The following is a 22,212-nucleotide window of genomic DNA, read 5'->3' on the forward strand; positions in this document are numbered from 1 at the left end:
GGGAACAACCATGAAACTCGCAACACGCAAACTGATATTACCGATTAAAGCAGCCACCGCCCTCAGCCTGCTCCTGATTTCGGGCGCCACCCTGGCGGTTGGCAGCGGCGGAGACACCGGCAGCGACCCGACCTCCGGTTACGCCGCCTCCGGCAGCCTGTCAACCACCTCCTCAACCGAAGGCAACTGCACCGTTTATCGCCCCGGCAGTGTAACGGAGGGAACACCGCTGATCCTCTGGGGCAATGGCACCGGTGGCAGTCCTTCCACCTATGCCGAAGGTCTTGAACACTGGGCCTCCTGGGGGTTCGTGGTTGCGGCTGCGAACACCGCCAACGCCGGTTCCGGCGAGGAGATGCTCGACTGTATCGATACGGTACGCCAGTCCAGCTTCGGCAATAAGGTCGATTTCGACTCCATTGGCGCAGCAGGCCACTCCCAGGGAGGCGGCGGCACCATCATGTCTGCCCGGGACCGAAGGATTACCGCGACGGCGCCTTTCCAGCCCTACATCCTCGGCCTCGGTCATGACAGCAGCTCCCAGGACGAGCAACACGCACCCATGCTGCTGTTGTCCGGCAGCTCCGACACCCTGGCGGGCCCTCAACGCAACCAGCAACCGGTATTCGACCGGGTCAATGTTCCGGTTTTCTGGGCCACCCGCGACGGGGCCGGGCACTTCGAACCGGTCGGCAATTTCGGCGACTACCGGGGCATGAGTACCGCTTGGTGGCTGTTTCAGCTCAAAGGGGACAGCGATGCCGGCGAGCTGTTTAGCGGGCCCTGCACGGCCTGTGACCTGAACGGCTGGGAAGTCCAGATCAAGGGACTGTAACACCATCTTTCGGCACCCCCGGGGCGCCAGTCCGTTAACGGGCCGGCGCCTTTGCTGTTTCCGGAACGCGAATGATTTTTTGTTAAGGGGTTCCTGTTACCCGGGTGCGAATAACGGCACACTATCAACAACGGTTACAACAGCAGTACAAAAAGGCCATTGACAATCGCCACCAACAATAAAAGGGGCTCTTCACCATGGACTTCAACGCCAGAGTGATCCCGCTTCACCTCCATCCGCTGGGTTTTATCGAAGTGTTCACCCGTCACGGCGCAAGTCTCAACGACCTGCTCAGGGGCACGGGGATTTCGCCAGCCATGTTCGATATGCAGGATATCCGCATCAGTTATCTGCAGCAGCAGGCACTGGTACGCAACGGGATCCAGCACTGCCGAAAACCCGGCCTGGGCCTTATTACCGGCATGGAACTGGACTGGAGTTTCTGGGGCACCCTGGGATACACCATTCACTCCAGCCCCAGCCTCAAGGAGGCCGGCGAGGCATTCCGGCGCTACCTGGTCATCGCCCAACCCTATTACGCGCTGATGGTCTCACGCCCCACCACCTACATTGACTGCAACCGGCGGGTGGTCGACCCCCTTGAATACTCCGCCGACGAAGCCTACGACGAGGACGTCCGCCAGTTCACCCTTGAATTCCGGGTGGCCATGACGGCGCGCGTCTGGACCCTGTGCGGAAACCCCGAAGCCAGGGATACGGACGTGCATGTCACGCTGGATTATCCGGAGCCAGCCCACGTGGACCTATACAGTGAACTGCCCTGCAAGTCAGTCACCTTTGGCGCCGACAAGACCGCGATATCAGCCGACTACAGCTATGTTATCAAGCCTTTCCGGCCATACCGGCGCCGGGCCTGGCGCAAGCTTATCCAACAGTGCGAGCAGGAGCTGAACCAGGCGCCGGTGGATATTACCTTTACGGACCGGGTGCGTTGGCATATCCGCGCGCACTTCAATCCGAACATCGACCTGGAACAGGTGGCGCAGGGTATGCAAATGCCGCCCCGCTCCCTGACCCGGCGCCTGGCGGCGGAGAAAACCTCGTTCCGCAAGCTGCTGCACTCGGTACGCATGGAAATTGCCACCCACCAGTTGCGGTCATCGGCACTGAGCGTGGATGAAGTGGCAGAAATCGTCGGGTTCTCCTGTGCCTCCAGCCTGCGCCGGGCCATGAAAAAGTGGTCAGGCAACACCATATCCCACATTCGCGAACGTCATGGCGTTGAGGGACTGATGCCGTGAGCACGAAGATCCGGAAGCCCCGCCAGCCCGCCCCCTCCCGGAAGAACAGCCGGGCGGCCATCGTCGGGGCCGGCGCCGGCATGCTGGGGGTTGTCGCGGTCGTGATCTGGGCGGGCGGCAAGGCCCTGATTCCGGACCCGGCCGAGGCGCCTTTGCCGGATGCGGAGCTATCGTATCAGCCCTCACCGCCAGAGCCGGACAGGACGCCCGCCGAGCCGGAAGACCGGATTTTCTCGGAGTCTGCGCTGAACATGGAGGAGCCGGACCAGCCCGCCGGGAAAGTCACCGACGCTGATGACGAGCCTGACCTGAACATACCTTTCCAGATTGAACAGGTCGCCCATGCCCTTAGCCGGGTTGAGGTGGATGATGATGGCAATGTGGTCATCAACGAAGCCGCCCAGACCGTTCTGGAACAGGCCTTCATGGATGCGCGGGTCACCATGGACGAGCAGCAGCTGGAAGAACTGAAAGCCATGATTCAGGCTGGCCTTGAAGGGCCTGCAGGGGCACAGGCTGTTGAGGTGGCCGAAAAGTTCTACCGGTACAGCAACGCCTTCCGGGAAATTTCCGACACCCTGGCCACCCGCTCTGATCCTGACTCACTGCGCGGAGACTACGAGCAGATACAACGGCTCCGGCGCACCCACCTGGGACCGGAGCTGGCAGAAGAACTCTATGGGCGCGAAGAGCAGCTGACCCGTTATACCCTGGAAGTGATGGAAATCCAGGCCGATCCGAACCTGACGCCGGAGCAGCGTCAAGAGAAACAGCGCGAAGTGGCATCGCGCTATCCGGAGGTTATGCCAGGCGGCGACAATGACGCTGACTCCGCCCGGGAGCAGGCCACCAACTGAACGACGGCTTCTCCCGTCAGACCGCCTCGCCAGTGTCAGGCTGCCCCTTACCCCTGCCTGGCGTCGACTTCGGCCCGATCACCAGGAGAACCGGCGTCAGCAGCAGGGTGAGGAACGTGGCGAACGCCAACCCACCGGCAATCGCACTGGACAGCTGAGTCCACCATTGGGTCGAGGGAGCGTTGATGCCCAGGGACGGAGTCAGTAGATCCACGTTCACCCCCAACACCATGGGCATCAGCCCGAGTATCGTGGTAATCGCCGTCAACAGTACCGGGCGCAGACGCAGGCACCCGGTTTCCAGTGCCGCCTCGACGGCCTCCAGTCCTTCAGAGCGGAGCTGATTGAACGTATCGATCAGGATGATGTTGTTGTTCACCACGATGCCCGCCAGGGCAATAATGCCCATGCCCACCATGACCACACCGAAGGACTGACCGTTCAGCAGCAACCCGAGCAGGACGCCGGCCGTCGACAATACGATAGCTGACAGTATCAGTAGCGTCTGGTACAAGGAATTGAACTGGGTGACGAGGATCAGAGTCATCAGCCCAATGGCCACCACGAAGGCCGACACCAGGAATGCCATCGCCCGGCGCTGCTCTTCGTCTTCACCCCCGAAGGTCACCGCCACCCGCTCCGGCGGTTCCGGCAACCGGTCCCGCAAGGCTTCGAGCTGGGCGTTGGCGTTGAACCCGGCCTGGACATCAGCTTTCACCGTGATGGCCCTCTCGCCATCCAGACGGGCTATGGTTCCGGTCTTCGGCGCTGGCTCCAGGGTTACAAACTGGGAGAGAGGCACCTGGCTCCTGGAGGTATTGAGGGTCTGCCGCTCGAACTGGTCCAGCTCCCGCCAGGAGCGGGGCACGCGTACTGCAATGTCCACTTCGTCCCGTACATCCGCCGGGCGATAGGTGGCCAGCACCAGGCCATTGGTGACCAGACGCACGGAGCTGCCAATGCTCGCCACATCGGTACCGAAGCGGGAGGCCGCCTCCCGGTCCACTTCCAGCCGCCACTCGATCCCCGGCAGGCTCCGGTTATCTTCCACATCCTCGAACCCCCCGACGTCGTCCATGGCCGAGCGCAGTCGGGTCACATAGCCGTCGAGCTTGTCGTAATCCTGGCTGGTCACCATAATTTCAACGGGCTTGCCGCCACCCGGGCCTTCCTCCTGCTGGCGGAACTCCAGCACAATACCGGGAATATCAGCGGTCAGCTCCCGGAAATCCGCAAGAATTTCTGACGCAGGCCGACGCTCGTTCCACTCTGTGAACCGGAACTGCAGGGTGCCGATCACATCCGGTGCCATCTGCTCTGCGGGACTGACCATCGACCTGGCATACAAAGACGACACCTCTGGTGACCCCGCCAGCCGACGTTCCACCTCCCGAACAATGGCATCGCGTTCATGAATGGACAGGTCTCCCCTGGCCCGCACATGGACCTGGGCGGATTCCGGCTCTACCTCCGGAAAAAACTCGACGCCATGGTTGAACGCGCTGTAGGCCCAGCCGATGGCACCCACGATCAGCAGCGCGCCAAACAGGGTAGTGCCGGGAAAGCGCAGCAAGGTAGCCAGTACCCGACGATAGCCCTGGACGAAGACACCCTCCCCGGAGGTATCCCGCTGACGACCGCCGCCGTTGACACCACCCATCACCGGCAGGAACACCAGGGCCATGGCCAGCGAGGCGGTCAGGCAGATAATGACGGTGATCGGGAGGTATTTCATGAACTCCCCCACCGTGTCAGGCCAGAACAGCAAGGGCACGAAAACCGCCAGGGTGGTCGCCGTTGAGGCGATGACCGGCCAGGCCATCCGGCTGGCCGCCTCTGCCCAGGCTTTGGGCGGAGGCATGCCCTCGGACAGGTTACGGTCCGCCAGTTCCGAGACCACGATGGCGCCGTCCACCAGCATGCCCGCCACCAGGATCAGGCTGAACAACACCACAATGTTCATGGTGTAACCCATGCCCCAGATCACCAGAATACCACTGAGAAACGCGCCGGGGATGGTAATGCCCACCAGGGCGGCCGAGCGGGGCCCCATGGCTGCAATGACTACGATCACAACCAGTACGATCGCGGTCAGTACGTTATTGAGCAGGTCTGAAAGAATCTCCCGGACGTCCTCGGACTGGTCCATGGTGTAGCGCACCTCCAGCCCCTCCGGCAGGCGGGGGGCCGCCGCATCCATCAGACCACGAACCCGGGCTACCGTCTCCAGAATATTGGCCCCGGCGCGCTTGGAAACCTCCAGCACGACAGCCGGCTCACCATTGATACGGGCAAATCCCGTGGGATCCTTGAAGGTACGCTGCAACAAGGCCACATCGCCAAAGGTCACTACCTGGTCGCCGCTGACCTTGACCGGCATGGCCATCACATCTTCCACGTTCTCGACCACACCCGGCACCTTGATGGCCATGCGCCCCTGGCCGTTATCCAGGCTCCCCGCGGCAACCAGCTGGTTGTTGCGTCGGACCAGGGTCGCCAGCTGGTCATAGTCCACCCCGTAACTCTCCAGTACCTGCGGGTTGACGACGATTTCCAGCAGGTCTTCCCGGTCACCGCCGATCTCCACCTCGAGCACTTCCGGGATCCCTTCGATGGCTTCCTGCAATTCCCGGGCAACGGTGATCAGCTCCCTCTCGGAAAGTGGCCCGGAAAGGCCTATGGAGAGAATAGGGAACAGGGAAACATTGATCTCATGGACCGACGGCTCATCCGCTTCGGTCGGCAACTCAGACTGGGCAGCGTCCACTTTCTCACGCACATCCTGCAGCGCCTGGTCCGGGTTGAAACCGGCATCAAACTCCAGTACAACGGCGGCATAGCCTTCGGCCGCGGTGCTGCGCATTTCCTTGATGCCCTCCAGCGAGCGCAGCTCCTGCTCCAGGGGCCGCACCAGGAGGCGTTCCGCATCCTCCGGACTGACGCCTTCAAGGGTCACCGAAACATACATGGTGGGGATAGTAATGTCCGGATTGGATTCCTTGGGAATCCCGTTGAATGCTGCGATGCCCCCCATGATCAGGAAACTCAGCAACAGCAGGGTGGTGCGGCTCCGGTCCATGGCCGCATGGATCAGTGTACGCATGGATCAGTCCTCCGACCCGGCGGTAACCGGCCGGACTTCCTGGCCCTGGGCGACAAAACCACCACCACGGGTGATCAGGTTTACCGGAAACTCGACCCCACTGACCCAGGCGCCCTCGGTACTCACGCTCAGCAGGTTGACCGGGCTGAAGGCGACCCGGTTATCGTCCGTCACGTGGAGAACACCGGGGCGCCCGTCCGGGGACAAACTGAGCAACGCCGGGGACAGGAACAGGGCCTGCGTGGCGGGCTGGCGGATCTCCAGGCTGGCGCTGCCGCCGGCGATGCGCAGCTGTCCGGGATTCTGCACCCGCGCCTCGATGCGGAAGCTTCGGGTCTCCTGGTCCGCTGCACTGGCCACGAAGGTCAGCTCCCCTTCCAGCTCGCGGCCGTCCAGCAGGGTTACGGTCACTGGTTGTCCGGGTGCCAGCTGTCCCGCCTGTTGCTGGGGCACGAAGCCCGACACTTTCAAGGGATCCACCTGGACAAGCTCGACCAGTGGCTCACCCGCCTGCACCAGGGTGCCAGTCTCGACGTACCGGGCATTCACGATGCCATCGAATGGCGCTTTGGGCTCCAGATAGGTCAGCGCCAGGCTGGCCTGGCGTAACTCCGCGCGAGCCGCTGCCAGTTCCGCCTCAAGTCTCAGCTTTTCGGACTCGGAAACCAGCCGGTCGGAGCGCAGGCGATCGGCGGCGGCCAGCTCTGCCTCCAGTTGGCGAACCCGGGCCCGGGCGCCGGCCACCGCGGCCGGCCGATCGTCCTCTGAAAGCACCAGCAGACGGTCGCCCTGTTTCACTGAATCACCGAGTTCCACACTCAGGTCCTCAACCTCTCCACCGAGGCGGGCATTGACCTGAAGCCGCCGCCACGCTTCCAGCTGTCCCTGAAGCCGGACCGCTGGAGCGAAAGTGGTCGCATGGCGGCGGTCCACCTCCACGGAAGGTAAATCCGCCGGGCTCTCCTGTCGGGATTCCGGTACCTCATCCTCGGCGGAACGAATGTCCCCTGTGGCCAGCCACACCACCAGTGCTACCAGCACCAGAACGGACAGACCGGCGGAACTCCATCTGATTTTCGACATACCCGCATCACTCCCTGAGATGGGAAGAGCCGCAAGAACGGCTTTTCTCCGAAAATTCAGGCATTTTTACAGAAACACAGGCGCCACTCAAACGAACGTTTGTTTACCACCACTGCTGCCGGGTTTCACAGCACTGGCCCGCAACTTGCTGCGCGCTTGCTAGATATGGGCGGGGCTGGTGTGTTCGCAGTCCCGCTGACCATGGCCAATATCCAGGGAGGTACAAGCAGACCATGGCACCTGCAATGCCCAATTCCGTCTCTCCTGCGCGGCCTCGTGCCGGGGATTACCTGATCGCCTCCAAACGCTGTGAGCTCCACAACCTGGAGCGCTTCCTGCAGATGGGAAAGCTGGTTCTGACCACCGGCAACCTGGTCCACAGACTTCAGCGGGAAAGAGGCGCCACCAACGTATTTCTTGGCTCGGGGGGAACACGGTTTTCCAGCGAACTGAGCTCCATGGTCCGTGACAGTGACCAGCAGCAAAGGGCTTTTGAGCAGGAACTGATGGAAATCCATGGCACACTGACCGGTCAGCCCACCAGTACCAGCCTGCTCAACTCCATTGCCGCCGCGCTTCACGGACTGGCATCCCTGCCAGATCTGCGGCGGGAGGTGCGCAGCCATTCCCTGCCTGCAGAAGCAGCGATTCATGCCTACGTCGAACGGATCGGGCACCTGCTCACCCTGGTGTTCGATGCGGCGGAGACGGTGGTGGATCCGGCAATCGCCAGCATGATGGTCGCCATGGTGAACCTGATGCAGGGCAAGGAAATGGCCGGGCAGGAACGTGCCTGGGGCTCGCTCGGATTCTCCCGGGGTCGGTTCAGTCACGCACTTTCCCGGCGCATGACGCACCTCATCGATGCACAGGAGCAGTCATTCACTGTGTTCACCCGGTTTGCCGACACCGACCTGTTGACGTTGTGGCGAAGCCACAACGGCGAACCTTGGTGGCAGGAAATCCGCCGGTTGCGGGGACTGGCCTGTTCGGTGAACCGGGACCGGTCACTGGATACCGGGCTGGCAGACAGCTGGTTTGCCCTCATGACCCGGCGGATCGACCAGCTCAAGGAACTTGAAGACCTGGTGGAAGATCACTTCCATCGCCGCTGTATCGAACGCTATACCGAGGCTCGCAATGCCCTCGCCCATGAGGAAAAACTCATGGAAAGCCTCGACGAGTCAGGCCGTGCACCGGACCCGGTACTGGTGGTCTGTACGGCGGGCGAAGCTGATAGCGAGAACGTTCTGCCGTCATCAGAAACCGGGCGCAGACTGGGCCGGTCCATCATGGACCTGGTGCAGCAGCAGGCCCGGCGCCTTGACCAGGTAAACCAGGAGCTGAACCAGGCCCGCGAGGCCCTCGAGGACCGCCGGGCCATTGAAAAGGCAGCCGCGATACTGATGCAGCACCAGCAGGTCTGCGAGAGCGAAGCCCACAAACAATTGCGCAGGCTGGCCATGGACCAGGGCCGCAAGCTGCCCGAGGTCGCCCGCTCCGTGCTGTCGATGACCGGGCTGTTGCGCTAGACCCTCTTTGGTAAATTCGCGGCCCGGCGCAGCCCTCACTAGGCAGCCGGCCCGGAGTTGAGTACCCCCTCAAGGTCAGACACGTCCACCAGGGGGTCATCCAGGTCCAGCAGCACTTCCGAGCGGGCCAGTGTCCAGGCACGGCCCGTGATATCGGTATTCACCGCCCTGTAATGGCTCACCGTGGTGTCTCCCAGCATCCTGCCAACGAAGGCGCTGCCCTTGGGCGACACCGTCTCCAGGGTTTCCCCGACGCGCAGCTGACCGTTCTCGTACATCAGCGCCATCCGCGCAGTGGTGCCGGTTCCGGTAGGGCTTCGGCAAATAACACCCGGATGGACATAGGTGGCAGAGCGGGAGCGATAGCCCCCGTCCACCGGTTCCAGCGGTCCCATGAAGTGGGCAAAGGGCAGCGGCCCCACATCACCCAGTTCCGGGTGCTGATCGGTGACCACCGGCCGGGCCGCCTCCACCAGCGCCAGTCCGAACTCGGCCATCCGCCCGGTTTCACCGGGCATCATGGCAAAGCCCAGGGATTCCGCGTCCACCAGAGCGAAATAGGCACCACTCCAGACCAGATCAAAACGGACCTCACCCCAGCCGGGAACATCCACTTTCATATTCTGCTCACAGACGAAGGCCGGTTCACTGCGGGTGGTCACCGACTGTACCCTGCCATCCCTGTTATGAGCAGTGACCCAGGCCAGGCCGGCGGGGGATTCCAGCACCAGTGTCTGCTCACCTTCTTCCAGGGGCACCACCCCGTTCTCGAGAATGGCGGCCGCCGTGCAGATGGTATTGGACCCCGAGTACAGCGGATAACCCATGGCTTCCATGATGATGTAGCCTGCCTGCGCCTGGGGATGGTCCGCAGGCACGATCAGGTCCACAGACATGTAGGGATCGCCATAGGGCTCATTCAGCAACCACCGGCGGAAGCCGTCGCCATGGCGTTGCAGGTAACGCATCTGTTCAAGCACCGAACCGCCGGGCAAGTGCCCGACGCCGCGGGTGATGATCCGCGACACATCCCCGCCCGACTGCATATCCACCAGTTCAATGGCACGGGTACGGTCATGGGGGGTGCGGCGGAAATCAGTCACCGGCATAGGCGGCTCCTTTTTCTTCCCAGAGACTGTCGGGCACCACGACCAACTTGCCAATATACTTCTTGGCCATGAACTCGGTCTGGGCCCGGTGAAAGTCGGAAAGCCGGAAAGTACGGTCCAGCAACGGCCGGACCTTCTTTTGTTCAATGTAGCCCAGCAGCCGCTGGAAATCTTTCCGGGTTCCCTGGGACGAGCCGTTGAGCTGTTGCTGTTTGAGATACATGGTGCGCAGGTCCAGCTGCACCACCGGGCCACCAATAGCGCCGGCCGTGGTGTAGCGTCCTTCCATTTTGAGGATGCGAAGCAGGTCATTGAACATGGGACCGGCCACCAGGTCGGCGACAACATCAACGGGCGCGCCACCGGTCACCGCCTCAGCCGCTTCTACCAGGTCGCCCTCGCCCCGGAAAATCACGTCCTCGGCACCGATATCTTTCAGCGCCCCGGCCTTTTCCGGCGTGGTAACGGCATAGGGAATGGCACCCCGGGCTCTGGCCAACTGGATGATGGCGGAGCCGACGCCGCCGGAAGCACCGGTCACCAGTACTCGTTCGCCAGCCTTGAGCGCCGCCCGCTCAAGCATATGCTCACCGGTCAGGTAGGCACAGCAGAAGGTTGCCAGCTCGGCATCGCTGAGGTCGGTGTCAATGGTATAGGCATTATCGGAAGGAACAGCCGTATATTCCGCATAACCACCATCCCGGCCGTGACCGATGTAGTCAATATCAGCGAGGCTGTCGTCGCCCGGGGGCCGGTTGTAGATGGAGAAGTCGACGATTACCCGCTGGCCAATCCGGTCGTCGGCAACGCCGGGGCCGACCGCGACGATCTCGCCAACGGTATCGGTGCCCTGAATCCGGGGAAAGCTGAGGGTCGACCTGCCCCGCCGCCAGGTAGAGACCGTCTCCGGGTCCGTGTCGGAGCCGTAGGCACCCTCCCGTACCCAGACGTCGGTGTTGTTCATGCCACAGGCACTGACGCGGATCAGAACCTCGCCCTCCGCGGGTTTCGGCACCGGGACCTCATCCCGGTAGACCAGTTTGTCCAGCCCGCCGTGCCCGGTGAGCTGTACCGCCTTCATGGTATCTGGAATGGTCATCCGCTCCTCCTCGTCATTGGATGAGTGACTAGGGAATCAGGATAGCCCGCCAGAGCCTGGCTGAAATTACCGGGCGATTACCCGGTAGACGGGCCGTAACGGAGGGATCTGCTTGAGCACCACCTGGATGACCGTCATCAACGGTACCGCCAGCAGCACACCGACCGGGCCCCATAACCAGCCCCAGAAAAAAATGGCTACGAAAATGATAACGGGATTGATCGCCATTCGAAAACCATGAATCCACGGTTCAATGAAGAAACCCACCAGTGACGTAAGTACGAGATAACCGAGGGGAGCCACGGTCATCAGCCACACCTCTTCCAGACTGGTTGCCGAGACCACAGCCAGGAGCGTGATGGTCAGGATGACGCCCAGGTAAGGAACGAACCGGGCAAGCCCGGCCACCAACCCCCACACGGCCGGGTCCGGCAGGCCAATCGCCCAGCACATCAGCCCGGTCGTTGTACCGATGACAAGATTACTGACACCGATAACGCCCAGGTACTGGGCAATCTGACTCTGGGAGTCCTGGACGATCACCAGTGCCCGCCGCCGCTGACCGGTGGGCAACTGCCGGATAAAGTTGTGGATAAGCCGGTCGCCACTGACCAGTAAAAAGTAGGTCAGGGCCAGGCTGAGGGCGAGTCCGACGATGCCCTTACGGGCCTTGGTCATCAACTGACTGCGCCAGGACTCGGTCTGCAGCACCACCGTAGTGGGCTGCTCCTGTGCCTCGTCCTCGGCCAGGTCCTCCACGGACTCCTCCACCTTGCGGGCGGACTCGGAGACCTTCTCCAGCTGGGTACGGAACGTACTCTGTCCTACGAGCAACCGGGAGACGCCCTCCGGCGCCTCCTCCGCCCATTCAAGTGCAGGGGTAACAACGGCCCAGCCCAGCCCGAGAATGCCGGCCAGCAGCGTTATCACCAGTACCAGCGAACTGACAAACCGGGGTATGCCGAAGCGCAGGGCACGGCTGACCATGGGTGCCAGCAGCAGGCTCGCGAGAATGGCCAGAATGATGGGGAGTACAATCTGGTGCGCGAGATACAGCGTGTAGAGCACGCCGAGGCCGAACAGACCATAAAGGGGGGTTGCCAGATCTCCCAGGGCTTTCCAGCGGGATTCGGGTAAGTCATTACCGGGCCGGGGCGAGGAACCGGGTTCATCCTTGTTCATGGGTACTCCCTGGATATGAGTGGGCAGGCGCGACTTTTTCTGAGCTCGCTAACCGGTTAGTCTAGACTGTCAAACAATAACAATGACAGGCCCTTGCCTATGCCGAAATTTCGCGCCGAACTCACGGAACATCTGCCGTTCCCGCGGGAACAGGTATTCCGCTTGCTGTCAGACCATAACCGGCTGGGGGACCTGATTGGTCTGCCGGTCAAACGCATCCGTGACAGCGACCAGGCTGACCCTAACGGAACCGGTTCAATCCGCTGGATCGGCATCGGCCCCGTGGGCATCGAAGAAACCATCATGACCTTTGAGCCCGATCACCTGATCGAGTATACCGTGACCAGCTTCAGCGCGTTTCGCAACCACCTGGGTCGCATCCGTCTCTCTGAAACCCCCGATGCCTTCACCCGGATGCATTACACGGTGGACTTTGATGAGGTCATCCCCTACTCCGGCCCGACGCTGCAGGCCGCCATGCAACGTGTGCTCAACCGCGGTGTGCGTCGACTGAGGGAAGTGCTCGCTGACACGGAATCTTGATTAATGTCAGTGGGGTTGACCTGACGCAATGCGAAGGACGAACTACCCCCGTAACCTCCCGGCCCATGTTTCGCTTCAGCCGAGGAGTATGAGATGGCAGCCGAGCCCATCGTCCTGTTTGATAACGGTCATCACAAGTGCCTGATGTTCGATTCACTGGTGACCGGGGAAGGCGTTCAGTCCAACCAGTTCCTGCTCGTGGACGGGACGCACGAAGCCCTGATCGACCCGGGCGGCGACCTGACCTACACCCCGCTGTCCGTGGCCGCATCACGATACATGAATATCCGCGAGATGGACTACGTGTTCGCGTCCCACCAGGACCCGGACATCATTGGTGCCATCGACCGCTGGATTGTCCATACCCGTGCGCAGATCGTCACCTCGAAGCTATGGGCCCGGTTCCTGCCCCACCTGGCATCCGGTTATGTGACCAACCAACTGGGCAGTAACGTGTTTGACCGGATTATCCCGATTCCGGACCGGGGTGCCCGGGTGAAATTCGGTGACAGCCATATTGAGTGCCTGCCGGCCCACTTCATGCATTCAGTGGGTAACCTGCAGTTCTATGACCCCGTATCGAAGATTCTCTTTTCCGGAGACCTGGGTGCCTCCATGGGCGCCACCGAGGACCACAAGCCGGTGACCGACTTCGATGCCCATATTCCCTTCATGAAGGGTTTCCACCGCCGCTACATCGGCTCCCGCAAGGTGTGTGAACTCTGGGCCAACATGGTGCGGGGCATGGACGTGTCCATGATCGTACCCCAGCACGGCAAGCGCTTCGAAGGGCCTGAGATGGTCAGCCGTTTCCTGAACTGGGTCTCGTCGGTGGACTGCGGCATAGACCTGATGACCCAGGAACACTATCGCCCACCCAGGGAGTTCGTTTAAACGGCCCCGTGACACAGGTCAGTGGTCCGGCGACGGGAGTGCGTGTACTATTCGCCTTTTCTGACGATCACAGGATTCCGAACCATGGGCAGAGCCTACCAGAACCGAAAAGACTCCATGGCCAAGACGGCCGCTGCGAAGACCCGCGTCTACAGCAAATACGGCCGTGAAATCTATGTCACCGCCAAGTCCGGTGGCCCCGACCCGGACGCCAACCTGGCGCTGCGCGGACTGATTGACCGGGCCAAAAAGGACCAGGTGCCTACCCACGTTATCGAAAAAGCGCTGGACAAGGCCCGCGGTGGTGCCGGTGAGGATTTCTCCGCTGCCCGTTACGAAGGCTTCGGCCCCGGCAACTGCATGGTGATCGTGGACTGCCTGACCGACAACCCCAACCGCACCTTCGGTGATGTACGGGTCTGCTTCACCAAGACCAAGTCCAAGATTGGCACCCCCGGCAGCGTCAGCCACATGTTCGACCACTGCGCCATTCTCGCGTTCAAGGGCGATGATGAAGAAGCGGCCCTGGAAGCCCTGATGGAAGCAGACGTGGATGTCACTGACATCGAGCAGGAAGACGGCCTGATCACGGTGTTTGCCCCCCACACCGAATACGCCAAGGCCAAGCAGGCCCTGACCGGTGCCTTCGAGGGACTGGAGCTCGAGGTGGACGACATTCAGTTCCTGCCCCAGACAACAACGCCGGTTCAGGGTGAGGATGTGGAGATGTTTGAAAAATTCCTGGACATGCTCAACGACCTGGATGACGTTCAGAACGTTTACCACAACGCCGAGCTTTCATAACTGCGGTTCTCACAGGTAGGCGTTTCCAGGGCTCACCGCCAGCACAGGTGTGCAGGCGGTGAAGTCAGGATGCGTCAGTCAGCAATATGAACCAGTTGCTTACCAAAGTTCTTCCCTTTCAGCATACCCTTGAACGCCTCAACGGCATTATCCAGGCCTTCCGCAACGGTCTCGCGGTACTTCAGCTCCCCTGAAGCCACCCGGTCCGCCAGGATTCCAGTGATCTCCTGGTGCTGGTCCTGCCACTCGGTAACCAGGAAGAAGCGGTGCTCGGGAACCGGATCCAGTGCCTTGAGCACGTGGAACGGGGTTTCCACCTTGGAGGGATCTTCGGCATTATAGGCAGAAACATAGCCGCAAATGGGCACCCGGGCGCCTTCGTTCAGTAATGGCGCCACAGCGCGGGTTACAGCGCCACCCACGTTTTCGAAGTAGATGTCGATGCCATCCGGGCAAGCAGCCTTGAGGTCCTCTTCCAGGTTGCCGGCCTTGTAGTCCACGCAGGCATCAAAACCCAGCTCCTCCACCACATAGCGGCACTTTTCAGGACCACCGGCAACACCCACTGCGCGGCAGCCTTCCTTCTTCGCGGTCTGACCGACCACCGTACCCACCGGGCCGGACGCGGCGGAAACCACCACCGTCTCACCGGCTTTCGGCTTGCCCACATACATCAGGCCGCAGTATCCGGTGCGCCCGGGCATGCCAGCCACGCCCAGGTAGGCCTGCAGCGGCACGCCCGGCTTCTCCTGGATCTTGTAGACCATATCTGCGGTGTCCGGGAACACGGAGTATTCCTGCCAGCCGGCATAACAGGTCACCAGGTCGCCCTCTTTGTACTTGTCAGACCGGGACTCGACGATGCGGGCCACGACCTCGCCCACAATGACTTCACCGATGCCAATGGGGTCCATATAACCCTTGGAGTCATTCATGCGCGGGCGCATGTACGGATCCAGTGAAAGCCACAGGGTCCTGGCCAGCACCTCGCCGTCTTTCAGGTCACGGACCGGCTTTTCGATCAGCGTCAGGTCGCCGTCCTGAATTTCCCCCTGGGGGCGCTGGTTCAGCACAATGGCGCGGTTGGTGTATTCACTCACTGTTGTGTTCTCCCTTTCCGGTTGCGTTATGAAACCGGATCAGGATGCAGCCAAAACCACTTCCGGTCAAATATCGTGTTTTTGATCGCTGAAGAGGGTGATAACCTCATCCACTCGCCGGGTGCATTCCGGTTAGTTCCGATGTGCCCTGCCCCATACTGAAAACCCGGGAATGCTGTCCGGGCGCCATACAGACAAAGGATACTGTCATGAGAAACCGGACATTACTTTCCTGGGCAGGTTACCGACACTGGCGGTTGCTGCTGCCAGCTCTGATCATTGCGTTCACCCTGACCGCCTGTGACTGGTCCGTCGCGTTCGGGGATGACCCCGACGAGGATGACAACGATGAGAACCTGTCCCCGGTAACCAGCCAGGTGACGGGCTTTGAACTGGGTGTCAGTGACCTGGATATGTCGTTGCCGGTCTACAGGGATGGGCTGGGCATGGAGGTGGTGGAGGAAGCCGAGACCGATACCAGTGTCCGGGTAACCCTCGCGTCACCGGTCAGTCCGTTCGACGCCACCCTGACACTGATCGAGTTCACCGATGGCCTTGGGCGAAACCTGCAGGATAACCCGGGCAAGATTGTGTTCTTTACCTCCGACGCCACCGCCCTGGCCAACCGGTTCGCCAATGCCGGAGGGGTGGTCACCCTGCCCCCCGAAAACCAGGGGGAGTTCGGCGTGGTGGGGTTCGGCCGGGACCCCGACCGGAATCTCATCGAAATTGCCGAGGCGTCGCCCACCGGAGCCACCTATCTCGCCGCAGTCGGCGTCGGCGCCAGTGATCTTGACGCAGCCCGGGAATTCTACGAAGAACGGGTCGGCCTGACCGAGCGCCGGTTCCTGAGTACAGAGCGGTATGACGAGTACATCATGGGTACGCCGGAAGATCGCCCCTCCCTGTCACTGGTGCTGATGCACTGGACCGACGATTCTGAACCACGCTATCGCTATAATGAAACCCGCGTGCAGCTGATTTCGGAAGACCCGGAGGAAGTCGTCGAACGCACGTGGTCAGAGGAAGACGGGCGAACCCAGGATCCGGATGGCAACCGGCTGATTATCGATGAGGAGCCCGGCGACCTTGCCGGCACCTCCGCGGCAAATGATGACTCCGGGGGCGCCAGCCTATGAAAGGGCGAGCGCCAGAGCCAGTACCAGCCCCAGCAGTGCAATCACCATATTGACCATCAGTCCCCAGGTGACCCGGTAACCGGAGGGAAATTCCGCCGCCGAGAGTGTGCGGAGTACCGCCAGGTACTGCCGTGAGGAATACACCGCGCAGAACGCTCCCAGCACAATAAACGCGATGCCCAGCCAGAAAGTCACAGACTCCCGGAACGGGTCCGACTGCTCCGGCGCCAGCACCTGCAGCAGAATGTGGGCCCGCTCCACCATAAAGCCGAATGCGATCAGCACCAGGCTGGTCCGGTTCCAGGCCAGCATGGTTCGCTCTGCGGCAAACAGGACGCGGGGGTCTTTCAGGTCAGACATCGCGTTGATTCCGTCAGATCAGCCGAAGTGGAAGAAGGCAACCTTGTTGCCATCCGCGTCACGGATGTAGGCACCGTAAAAACGGTCCGGAATCCGTTGCCCGGGCTCGCCGTCACAGGTGGCACCCAACTCGATCGCCTTGTGGTAGAGCTTGTCGACCAGCTCCTTGGAACCGGGATTGATCGCCACCATGTTGCCATTGCCCGGATGGTTGGGCTGCTGGTCATACGGCGTGCACACTGCCAGCATGGGCGCCCCCATACTCTTGCCAATAAACGCAATGCGTTCCATGTCCATGAGGATTTTCGCGCCCAGATCAGCCAGCAGGTCGGCATAGAACTGTTTGGCCCGGTTCATATCACTGACGCCGATTGTCACGTAACCTATCATATAGATCTGCCTTTTTAGTTGGTCTGTTTATAATGAGACGTCTATAAGTCCATGCAGGGATGCACATGATCTCGTTTCGAATGATTGCCGCCATTGTCGTCCTGATCCTGTTGGCAACAGGTCTTTATAACACGTTAAAACCACTTCCGGCAGGGCTGTCCCGATCCGCACCGGCAAGGGCACTGTACGACGCGCGACTGATTGCGGATGTCACCTGGCGCTCGGCCACGGGCGAACGTGAACAAAACCACGGTATTTTTGACGAGGTCTTCCGCCTGATCGGCCAGGCCCGGAAGCTGGTTGTACTGGACATGTTCCTGTTCAACGACAGCACCGGGGATGACGCCTTCGAACCCCTGGCTGACAAGCTCACTTCAGCGCTGGTACAACGCAAGCAGAAGATCCCCGACCTGATGGTGGTGGTTATCACAGACCCCCTGAATACGGTCTACGGCGGCCTGGAACAACCGCACTTCAAACGCCTGCGGGATGCCGGTATCACCCTGGTGGAAACTGACCTTCGTCCCCTGCGGGATTCCAACCCGGCCTGGTCCGCCCTCTGGCGCTGGTGCTGCCAGTGGTTTGGCAACAACCCGGAAGGCGGCTGGCTGCCCAATGCCTTCGGCGAGGGCAAGGTCACCCTGCGCAGCTACCTGGCGCTGCCCAACTTCAAGGCCAACCACCGCAAGACGCTGGTGATCGATGAAGGTGAGCGGCTTCGGGGCCTGATCACATCCGCCAATCCCCACGACGGCAGCAGCCTGCACTGGAACACCGCCATCACCTTTACCGGCCCGGCCGCACGGGACCTTCTGGCCACAGAAGAGGCGGTCATGAAACTGTCCGGGGTGCCGGTTCCTGCCTGGCCATTGCCAAAAGGCGACAGGCAGGAAGCGCCCGCTGAGCTGAGTGGCCAGATTCTCACCGAGTCAGCTATCCGTGACGCCGCCCTCGATGTGATAGGACAGGCCGGCCCCGGCGACCGCCTGGACATTGCCATGTTCTATCTGTCACACCGGGGTGCGGTAAAGGCATTGAAGGCGGCCCACCAGCGTGGCGCCCAGCTGCGGATTCTGCTGGACCGGAACCTTGATGCCTTCGGGCACGCCAAGAACGGCATTCCCAATCGTCAGGTGGCGTTTGAACTGAAACAGGCCGGTATCGATGTGCGCTGGTGCAACACCAGCGGAGAGCAGTGCCATAACAAGCTTCTGATGTTACGCCCCGACAACGGCGAAAAAACCCGTATGTTACTGGGCTCCGCCAACCTGACCCGCCGCAATATCGATGACTACAACCTGGAGACATCAATACTGGTTATTGGCCCGCAGCGGGCGGACGCCCTCTCGGCTACGGCCGAACTATTCGAGCGCCTCTGGCGGAACGGGCCCGGATCAACGCCCGTATTCAGCCTGCCCTACCCCGACAATGCGGACGAATCGCGACTGCAATACTGGCGTTACCGGTTTATGGAAGCCACCGGGCTCTCTACCTTCTGAACACCGGCCACTGCGCCCCGATGTTCAGCGATTGACCCAGCCCCCGCAGACCGGGAATACCTGGCCGACGAAACAGCTGGCGGCGTCGCTGCACAGGTAGGCGGCGAACTGGGCGTCTTCCCGGGCGCCCACAAGGCGCCCCAGGGGCACCTCCCGCTTCAGGCGCTCCTGGAAGCGGGGATTGGCCTGAACGTCCTTGGGAAAATAGGTGGGATTGTCCACGAAGTTCTGGGCAATCAGGTTAACCTGGATGTTCTCGGGCGCCAGCTCCACGCCTGCCGCCTGCACGTAGGACAACTGCGCGCCGCGCGCCGCACTGTAGGTGGACGTCCGCTTCATGCCCCGTAGTGCGGAGGCACTGCCCATAACCAGTATCCGGCCATGGCCCTGTTGCCGCATACCGGGCAGAACCGCCTGCACCAGGCGCGGCAACGGGTCGACCATAGCCGCAAAGGTATCACGCCATTCTCCGGCGGAAACATCACTGACCCGGCTGGACGGCGCCGGCACCGCAAGGTTGGCCAACACCACATCGATGGTGCCGGCCTCGGCGACAATCCGGGCGGGTGCTTCGGGGTCGCTGATGTCATCGTGGCTGGCAATAACCGTGGCACCTTGCTCTTCCAGCACCTCACACAGCACCGGTCCCATGAAATCACCGGCCTGGGTGACCAGGATTCGCTTGCCTTCCAGAGTGGTTTCAGACATGAACAGAACTCTCCTGACGTCATTGAATGAGGAATTACGTCAGGATAGTCGAGAACAGGCCGGGTAGTAAGAGCCCGGCCTGATCAGAAGGGCTGGCGGGCTGACATGCGTGAGAGCCCCCTCAGGAACCACTGCCCCTGACGGTTTCACCGCCGGGACCGCCGGCGACAGTCCGGCTGCCACAGTTGAGCAGGCCGGACTGCGCCAGCCACTCCTTGTCAGGATAATACTTGAACACCAGCTGGCCACCCTTGAGATTGTCCACCACCTGGTGAGTGATCTCCTGCCGGACCGCGGGACACCCCAGACTGCGACCGATACGGCCGTAGCTCTCAACCCAGGAAGGGTCCACGTAATCGGCACCATGGATCACAATGGCGCGTTGACGGGCCAGGTCGTTAAAGCCCGGCTCAAGACCATCCAGGCGCAGGGAATAACCGTGCTTGCCGCGATAACTTTCCGCCGCACGGAACAGCCCGATACTGGACTGGTAGCTGCCCTCGATATTGGAAAACTGCGTGGACTCGAGGTTACCGGAATTGCGACCGTGCGCCACAAGGTCCCGCATCAGCAGAGACTGCTTCTCCAGATCAAAGATCCACAGGCGTTGCTCGCTGGACGGCAGGGAGAAGTCGATAACCGCCAGGCGTTGCGGCGCAGTCACGCCGTTACGGATAGCACACTCGGTCGCATCGAGGGCATAACGAAGTACCTGCGGGTCCAGATTGGGGGCAGAACGGGCAAGGCCCGCAAACAGGTTTTCCGCCGGGGCCGCTGCTACACTGCCTGCAGGGGGCAACATAAAGGTGAAAAGACAAGCTGACATCAGCAGAGCGCGTTTAAGGCCTCTGGCTACCATTCACAATTCCTCGTATGTACATGGGGTTCGCGGGAACCACTTGCCGGGGCAGACCGGAAAACTCAACTGTACCGCCCGTTCTTACCCGGTATTGTGCGATAAAAACCCGCAAAAGTATGGGAAGCGGGTCGAATTGTACATATTTCATACAAAGAGCAACACCGTTTACATTAGGCAACGCGGCATCGTGTCCCCCGCTGAAGCATCGGCCATGCCCCAGGGCCGCTATGCCCGGGGCGGGCGCAATACCAGCATGTTGTGCCGATGGTCCCTGTTTGCGTTGTTGCTACTGGCAGCCCCGGCAACGGCCCAACCCCACCTAACAGAATGCCCGGACTGGCCACAGCCGCCGGAATTTGTCGCCAGAGTGGTCACGGAGCTGGACCAGCTGCAACCCCACGAACAACGCTGGCAAAGTCCCGTGCACTGGCAACAACTGCTTCGCGAGCTGGCCCGGTTTCGTGAAGACGGACTGAACCCCGGCTACTATCACCTACCGGAAATCGCCCTGATCGGTGGCAGGCAATCCGAAGACCGGCTTCCCGACCGGTGTCACGCCGGACTGGCTTCCCTGATGCTGGCCTGGGCTGTGAAGGACCTGAGCTTCGGGCGCCTGGACCCCGAAGCGCTGGGCCTGGTGTGGCATCGGCAGCATCGCCGACCAGAAGCCCACACCTTCGCCCGGCGCCTTCACCGGGCCTTTCAGTCTCAGGACGGGTTGAGGAAGGCCTTCAACGAGGCGCGCCCCTCCACCAGAGCCTACCGGAATCTTCGAAAAGCCTACGGCAAACGGCTCGCAACCCTCGCTGTGCAGTGGCCAACCATATCAGCTGGCGGGACCCTGCGCCCCGGAGATCGCAACGAACGGGTTAACGAGCTGAGCCGGCGCCTGATAGCCCAGGGTTATCTCCCGGGTAATGCCCCCTGGCCCGGAGGGCCGGGGGCTGATACGACCACCGCAGGGCACTTCCACGAGGCGATGGCCGCGGCAGTGGCCGACTTCCAGCGGGACCACGGCCTCACCCCGGACGGTCTGGTTGGCAAGAACACCCGGGCTGCCCTGAACCTGCCTCCAGCTGCCTGGACTGCCCGCGTCCGGGCTAACCTGGAACGGATACGCTGGTTTACGCCCTACCAACAGCCAGATCAGTTAGTGGTGGATATTGCCGGCGCGCGGGTTAGCCTGTTCCGCGCGGCTGAGGTGGTGTGGAACGGCCGCGCCCAGGTGGGGCGAGCAGAACGTAAAACTCCTGCGCTGACGTCCACAATCAGTCACGTGACAGTCAATCCCACGTGGACGATTCCGCCAACGATCTTTTACGAGGACACCCTGCCCGCCATTCAGGCCGACCCGGACTATCTGTATCGTAACCGGTTGACGGTGCTGGATCGCACCGGCACCCCCCTGGACCCGGAACAGGTGGACTGGAGCCGGCCGGGCAACCTGCTGTTGCGCCAGGCTGCCGGCGCCGGCAATGCCCTTGGGGAAGTAGTCATACGTTTTCCCAACCCCTTTGCGGTATACCTCCATGACACCCCCTCCCAACGGCTTTTCGGAACGCCGGAACGCTTTTACAGCTCCGGCTGTGTTCGCGTGGAGAATGCCATCAGCCTGACAGACGAACTGTTTCACCAGGGATCGGACGGCCTGCTCTGGCAACTGGAGCAGGCCCGTCGCTCCGGCGACACACGTAACGTTTCCCTACCCCGGGGCATCCCCCTGATCATGGCGTACTGGACGGCGGAGGCGGATGAATCCGGGCGCATTCGGTTCCGCCAGGACACCTACGAAGAAGACGAACAGGTTATCGATCTGCTGGAGGCCGAGGACCAGGTGATACCCTGAGTCATCAG

At 61.5% G+C, this 22,212-nt stretch carries 20 protein-coding genes; 10 read left to right on the plus strand and 10 right to left on the minus strand.

The window, feature by feature from the left end; genetic code table 11:
- The first annotated feature begins 10 nt into the window (after positions 1-10).
- The 3 genes from ACESMZ_RS04275 (at position 11) to ACESMZ_RS04285 (ending at position 2,954) form a co-directional block, all read left to right on the plus strand.
- Positions 11-835, plus strand: coding sequence for an alpha/beta hydrolase (locus ACESMZ_RS04275; protein WP_372957373.1), 825 nt, complete (start codon positions 11-13; stop codon positions 833-835).
- A 197-nt stretch (positions 836-1,032) separates the two neighbouring features.
- Positions 1,033-2,097: an AraC family transcriptional regulator gene (locus tag ACESMZ_RS04280; RefSeq protein ID WP_372957372.1), complete on the plus strand. Its 1,065-nt coding sequence runs from the start codon at positions 1,033-1,035 to the stop codon at positions 2,095-2,097.
- Positions 2,094-2,954 (plus strand): lipase secretion chaperone, encoded by an 861-nt coding sequence (locus ACESMZ_RS04285; RefSeq protein ID WP_372957371.1) that lies wholly within the window; start codon positions 2,094-2,096, stop codon positions 2,952-2,954. Before ACESMZ_RS04280 ends, ACESMZ_RS04285 begins: the two co-directional genes overlap by 4 nt.
- Positions 2,955-2,970: 16 nt before the next feature.
- Here ACESMZ_RS04285 and ACESMZ_RS04290 read toward each other — a convergent pair whose 3' ends face one another.
- A complete protein-coding gene (locus ACESMZ_RS04290; RefSeq protein ID WP_372972251.1) occupies positions 2,971-6,057 on the minus strand; it encodes an efflux RND transporter permease subunit in 3,087 nt (1,028 codons plus the stop codon).
- A 3-nt stretch (positions 6,058-6,060) separates the two neighbouring features.
- Positions 6,061-7,140 carry an efflux RND transporter periplasmic adaptor subunit gene (locus tag ACESMZ_RS04295; RefSeq protein WP_372957369.1) on the minus strand — a complete coding sequence of 360 codons (1,080 nt, stop codon included), beginning with the start codon at positions 7,138-7,140 and terminating at the stop codon, positions 6,061-6,063.
- 233 nt (positions 7,141-7,373) lie between these two features.
- On the opposite strand from ACESMZ_RS04295, the gene ACESMZ_RS04300 reads away from it, so the two are divergent.
- The gene (locus ACESMZ_RS04300) at positions 7,374-8,672 is read left to right on the plus strand and encodes a nitrate- and nitrite sensing domain-containing protein (RefSeq protein ID WP_372957368.1); all 1,299 of its coding nucleotides are present in this window, start codon (positions 7,374-7,376) and stop codon (positions 8,670-8,672) included.
- 38 nt (positions 8,673-8,710) lie between these two features.
- On the opposite strand, the gene ACESMZ_RS04305 is transcribed toward ACESMZ_RS04300, so the two are convergent.
- From ACESMZ_RS04305 to ACESMZ_RS04315, 3 genes are all read right to left on the minus strand, one after another.
- A complete protein-coding gene (locus ACESMZ_RS04305; protein ID WP_372957367.1) occupies positions 8,711-9,781 on the minus strand; it encodes a proline racemase family protein in 1,071 nt (356 codons plus the stop codon).
- Positions 9,768-10,880, minus strand: coding sequence for an alcohol dehydrogenase family protein (locus tag ACESMZ_RS04310; protein ID WP_372972252.1), 1,113 nt, complete (start codon positions 10,878-10,880; stop codon positions 9,768-9,770). The genes ACESMZ_RS04305 and ACESMZ_RS04310 overlap by 14 nt, the downstream gene beginning before the upstream one ends.
- Before the next feature lie 66 nt (positions 10,881-10,946).
- On the minus strand, positions 10,947-12,062 hold the full coding sequence (locus tag ACESMZ_RS04315; protein ID WP_372957365.1) for an AI-2E family transporter: 1,116 nt from the start codon (positions 12,060-12,062) through the stop codon (positions 10,947-10,949).
- A gap of 99 nt (positions 12,063-12,161) precedes the next feature.
- Here ACESMZ_RS04315 and ACESMZ_RS04320 point away from each other — a divergent pair, with 99 nt between their 5' ends.
- The 3 genes from ACESMZ_RS04320 to ACESMZ_RS04330 all read left to right on the plus strand — a co-directional run bounded on the left by ACESMZ_RS04320 (position 12,162) and on the right by ACESMZ_RS04330 (position 14,303).
- The gene (locus tag ACESMZ_RS04320; protein WP_372957364.1) at positions 12,162-12,605 is read left to right on the plus strand and encodes an SRPBCC family protein; all 444 of its coding nucleotides are present in this window, start codon (positions 12,162-12,164) and stop codon (positions 12,603-12,605) included.
- 93 nt (positions 12,606-12,698) lie between these two features.
- On the plus strand, positions 12,699-13,499 hold the full coding sequence (locus ACESMZ_RS04325; RefSeq protein WP_372957363.1) for an MBL fold metallo-hydrolase: 801 nt from the start codon (positions 12,699-12,701) through the stop codon (positions 13,497-13,499).
- An 84-nt stretch (positions 13,500-13,583) separates the two neighbouring features.
- Positions 13,584-14,303 (plus strand): YebC/PmpR family DNA-binding transcriptional regulator, encoded by a 720-nt coding sequence (locus ACESMZ_RS04330; RefSeq protein WP_372957362.1) that lies wholly within the window; start codon positions 13,584-13,586, stop codon positions 14,301-14,303.
- A gap of 74 nt (positions 14,304-14,377) precedes the next feature.
- Here the strand turns inward: ACESMZ_RS04330 and ACESMZ_RS04335 are convergent, their stop codons facing one another.
- Positions 14,378-15,403, minus strand: coding sequence for an NADP-dependent oxidoreductase (locus ACESMZ_RS04335; RefSeq protein WP_372957361.1), 1,026 nt, complete (start codon positions 15,401-15,403; stop codon positions 14,378-14,380).
- A 209-nt stretch (positions 15,404-15,612) separates the two neighbouring features.
- Between ACESMZ_RS04335 and ACESMZ_RS04340 the strand changes: the two genes are divergently transcribed.
- Positions 15,613-16,542 (plus strand): VOC family protein, encoded by a 930-nt coding sequence (locus ACESMZ_RS04340; protein ID WP_372957360.1) that lies wholly within the window; start codon positions 15,613-15,615, stop codon positions 16,540-16,542.
- Here the strand turns inward: ACESMZ_RS04340 and ACESMZ_RS04345 are convergent.
- Together ACESMZ_RS04345 and ACESMZ_RS04350 are read right to left on the minus strand one after the other, a co-directional pair.
- Positions 16,537-16,902: a YidH family protein gene (locus tag ACESMZ_RS04345; protein ID WP_248236733.1), complete on the minus strand. Its 366-nt coding sequence runs from the start codon at positions 16,900-16,902 to the stop codon at positions 16,537-16,539. The two genes, ACESMZ_RS04340 and ACESMZ_RS04345, sit on opposite strands and share 6 nt — an antisense overlap.
- Before the next feature lie 18 nt (positions 16,903-16,920).
- On the minus strand, positions 16,921-17,292 hold the full coding sequence (locus ACESMZ_RS04350; protein WP_372957359.1) for a VOC family protein: 372 nt from the start codon (positions 17,290-17,292) through the stop codon (positions 16,921-16,923).
- A 65-nt stretch (positions 17,293-17,357) separates the two neighbouring features.
- Here ACESMZ_RS04350 and ACESMZ_RS04355 point away from each other — a divergent pair, with 65 nt between their 5' ends.
- Positions 17,358-18,791 (plus strand): phospholipase D-like domain-containing protein, encoded by a 1,434-nt coding sequence (locus ACESMZ_RS04355; RefSeq protein ID WP_372957358.1) that lies wholly within the window; start codon positions 17,358-17,360, stop codon positions 18,789-18,791.
- A 24-nt stretch (positions 18,792-18,815) separates the two neighbouring features.
- On the opposite strand, the gene ACESMZ_RS04360 is transcribed toward ACESMZ_RS04355, so the two are convergent.
- Both ACESMZ_RS04360 and ACESMZ_RS04365 read right to left on the minus strand, forming a co-directional pair.
- A complete protein-coding gene (locus tag ACESMZ_RS04360; RefSeq protein WP_372957357.1) occupies positions 18,816-19,499 on the minus strand; it encodes an SDR family oxidoreductase in 684 nt (227 codons plus the stop codon).
- Positions 19,500-19,620: 121 nt separating this feature from the next.
- A complete protein-coding gene (locus ACESMZ_RS04365; protein ID WP_372957356.1) occupies positions 19,621-20,358 on the minus strand; it encodes a murein L,D-transpeptidase catalytic domain family protein in 738 nt (245 codons plus the stop codon).
- Between the two features lie 187 nt (positions 20,359-20,545).
- On the opposite strand from ACESMZ_RS04365, the gene ACESMZ_RS04370 reads away from it, so the two are divergent.
- Positions 20,546-22,204, plus strand: a complete 1,659-nt coding sequence (locus tag ACESMZ_RS04370; protein ID WP_372957355.1) for a murein L,D-transpeptidase — start codon at positions 20,546-20,548, stop codon at positions 22,202-22,204.
- The last annotated feature ends 8 nt before the right edge of the window (positions 22,205-22,212 follow it).

Origin of the sequence: Marinobacter sp., from assembly GCF_041690615.1 — a bacterium.
GTDB lineage: Bacteria > Pseudomonadota > Gammaproteobacteria > Pseudomonadales > Oleiphilaceae > Marinobacter.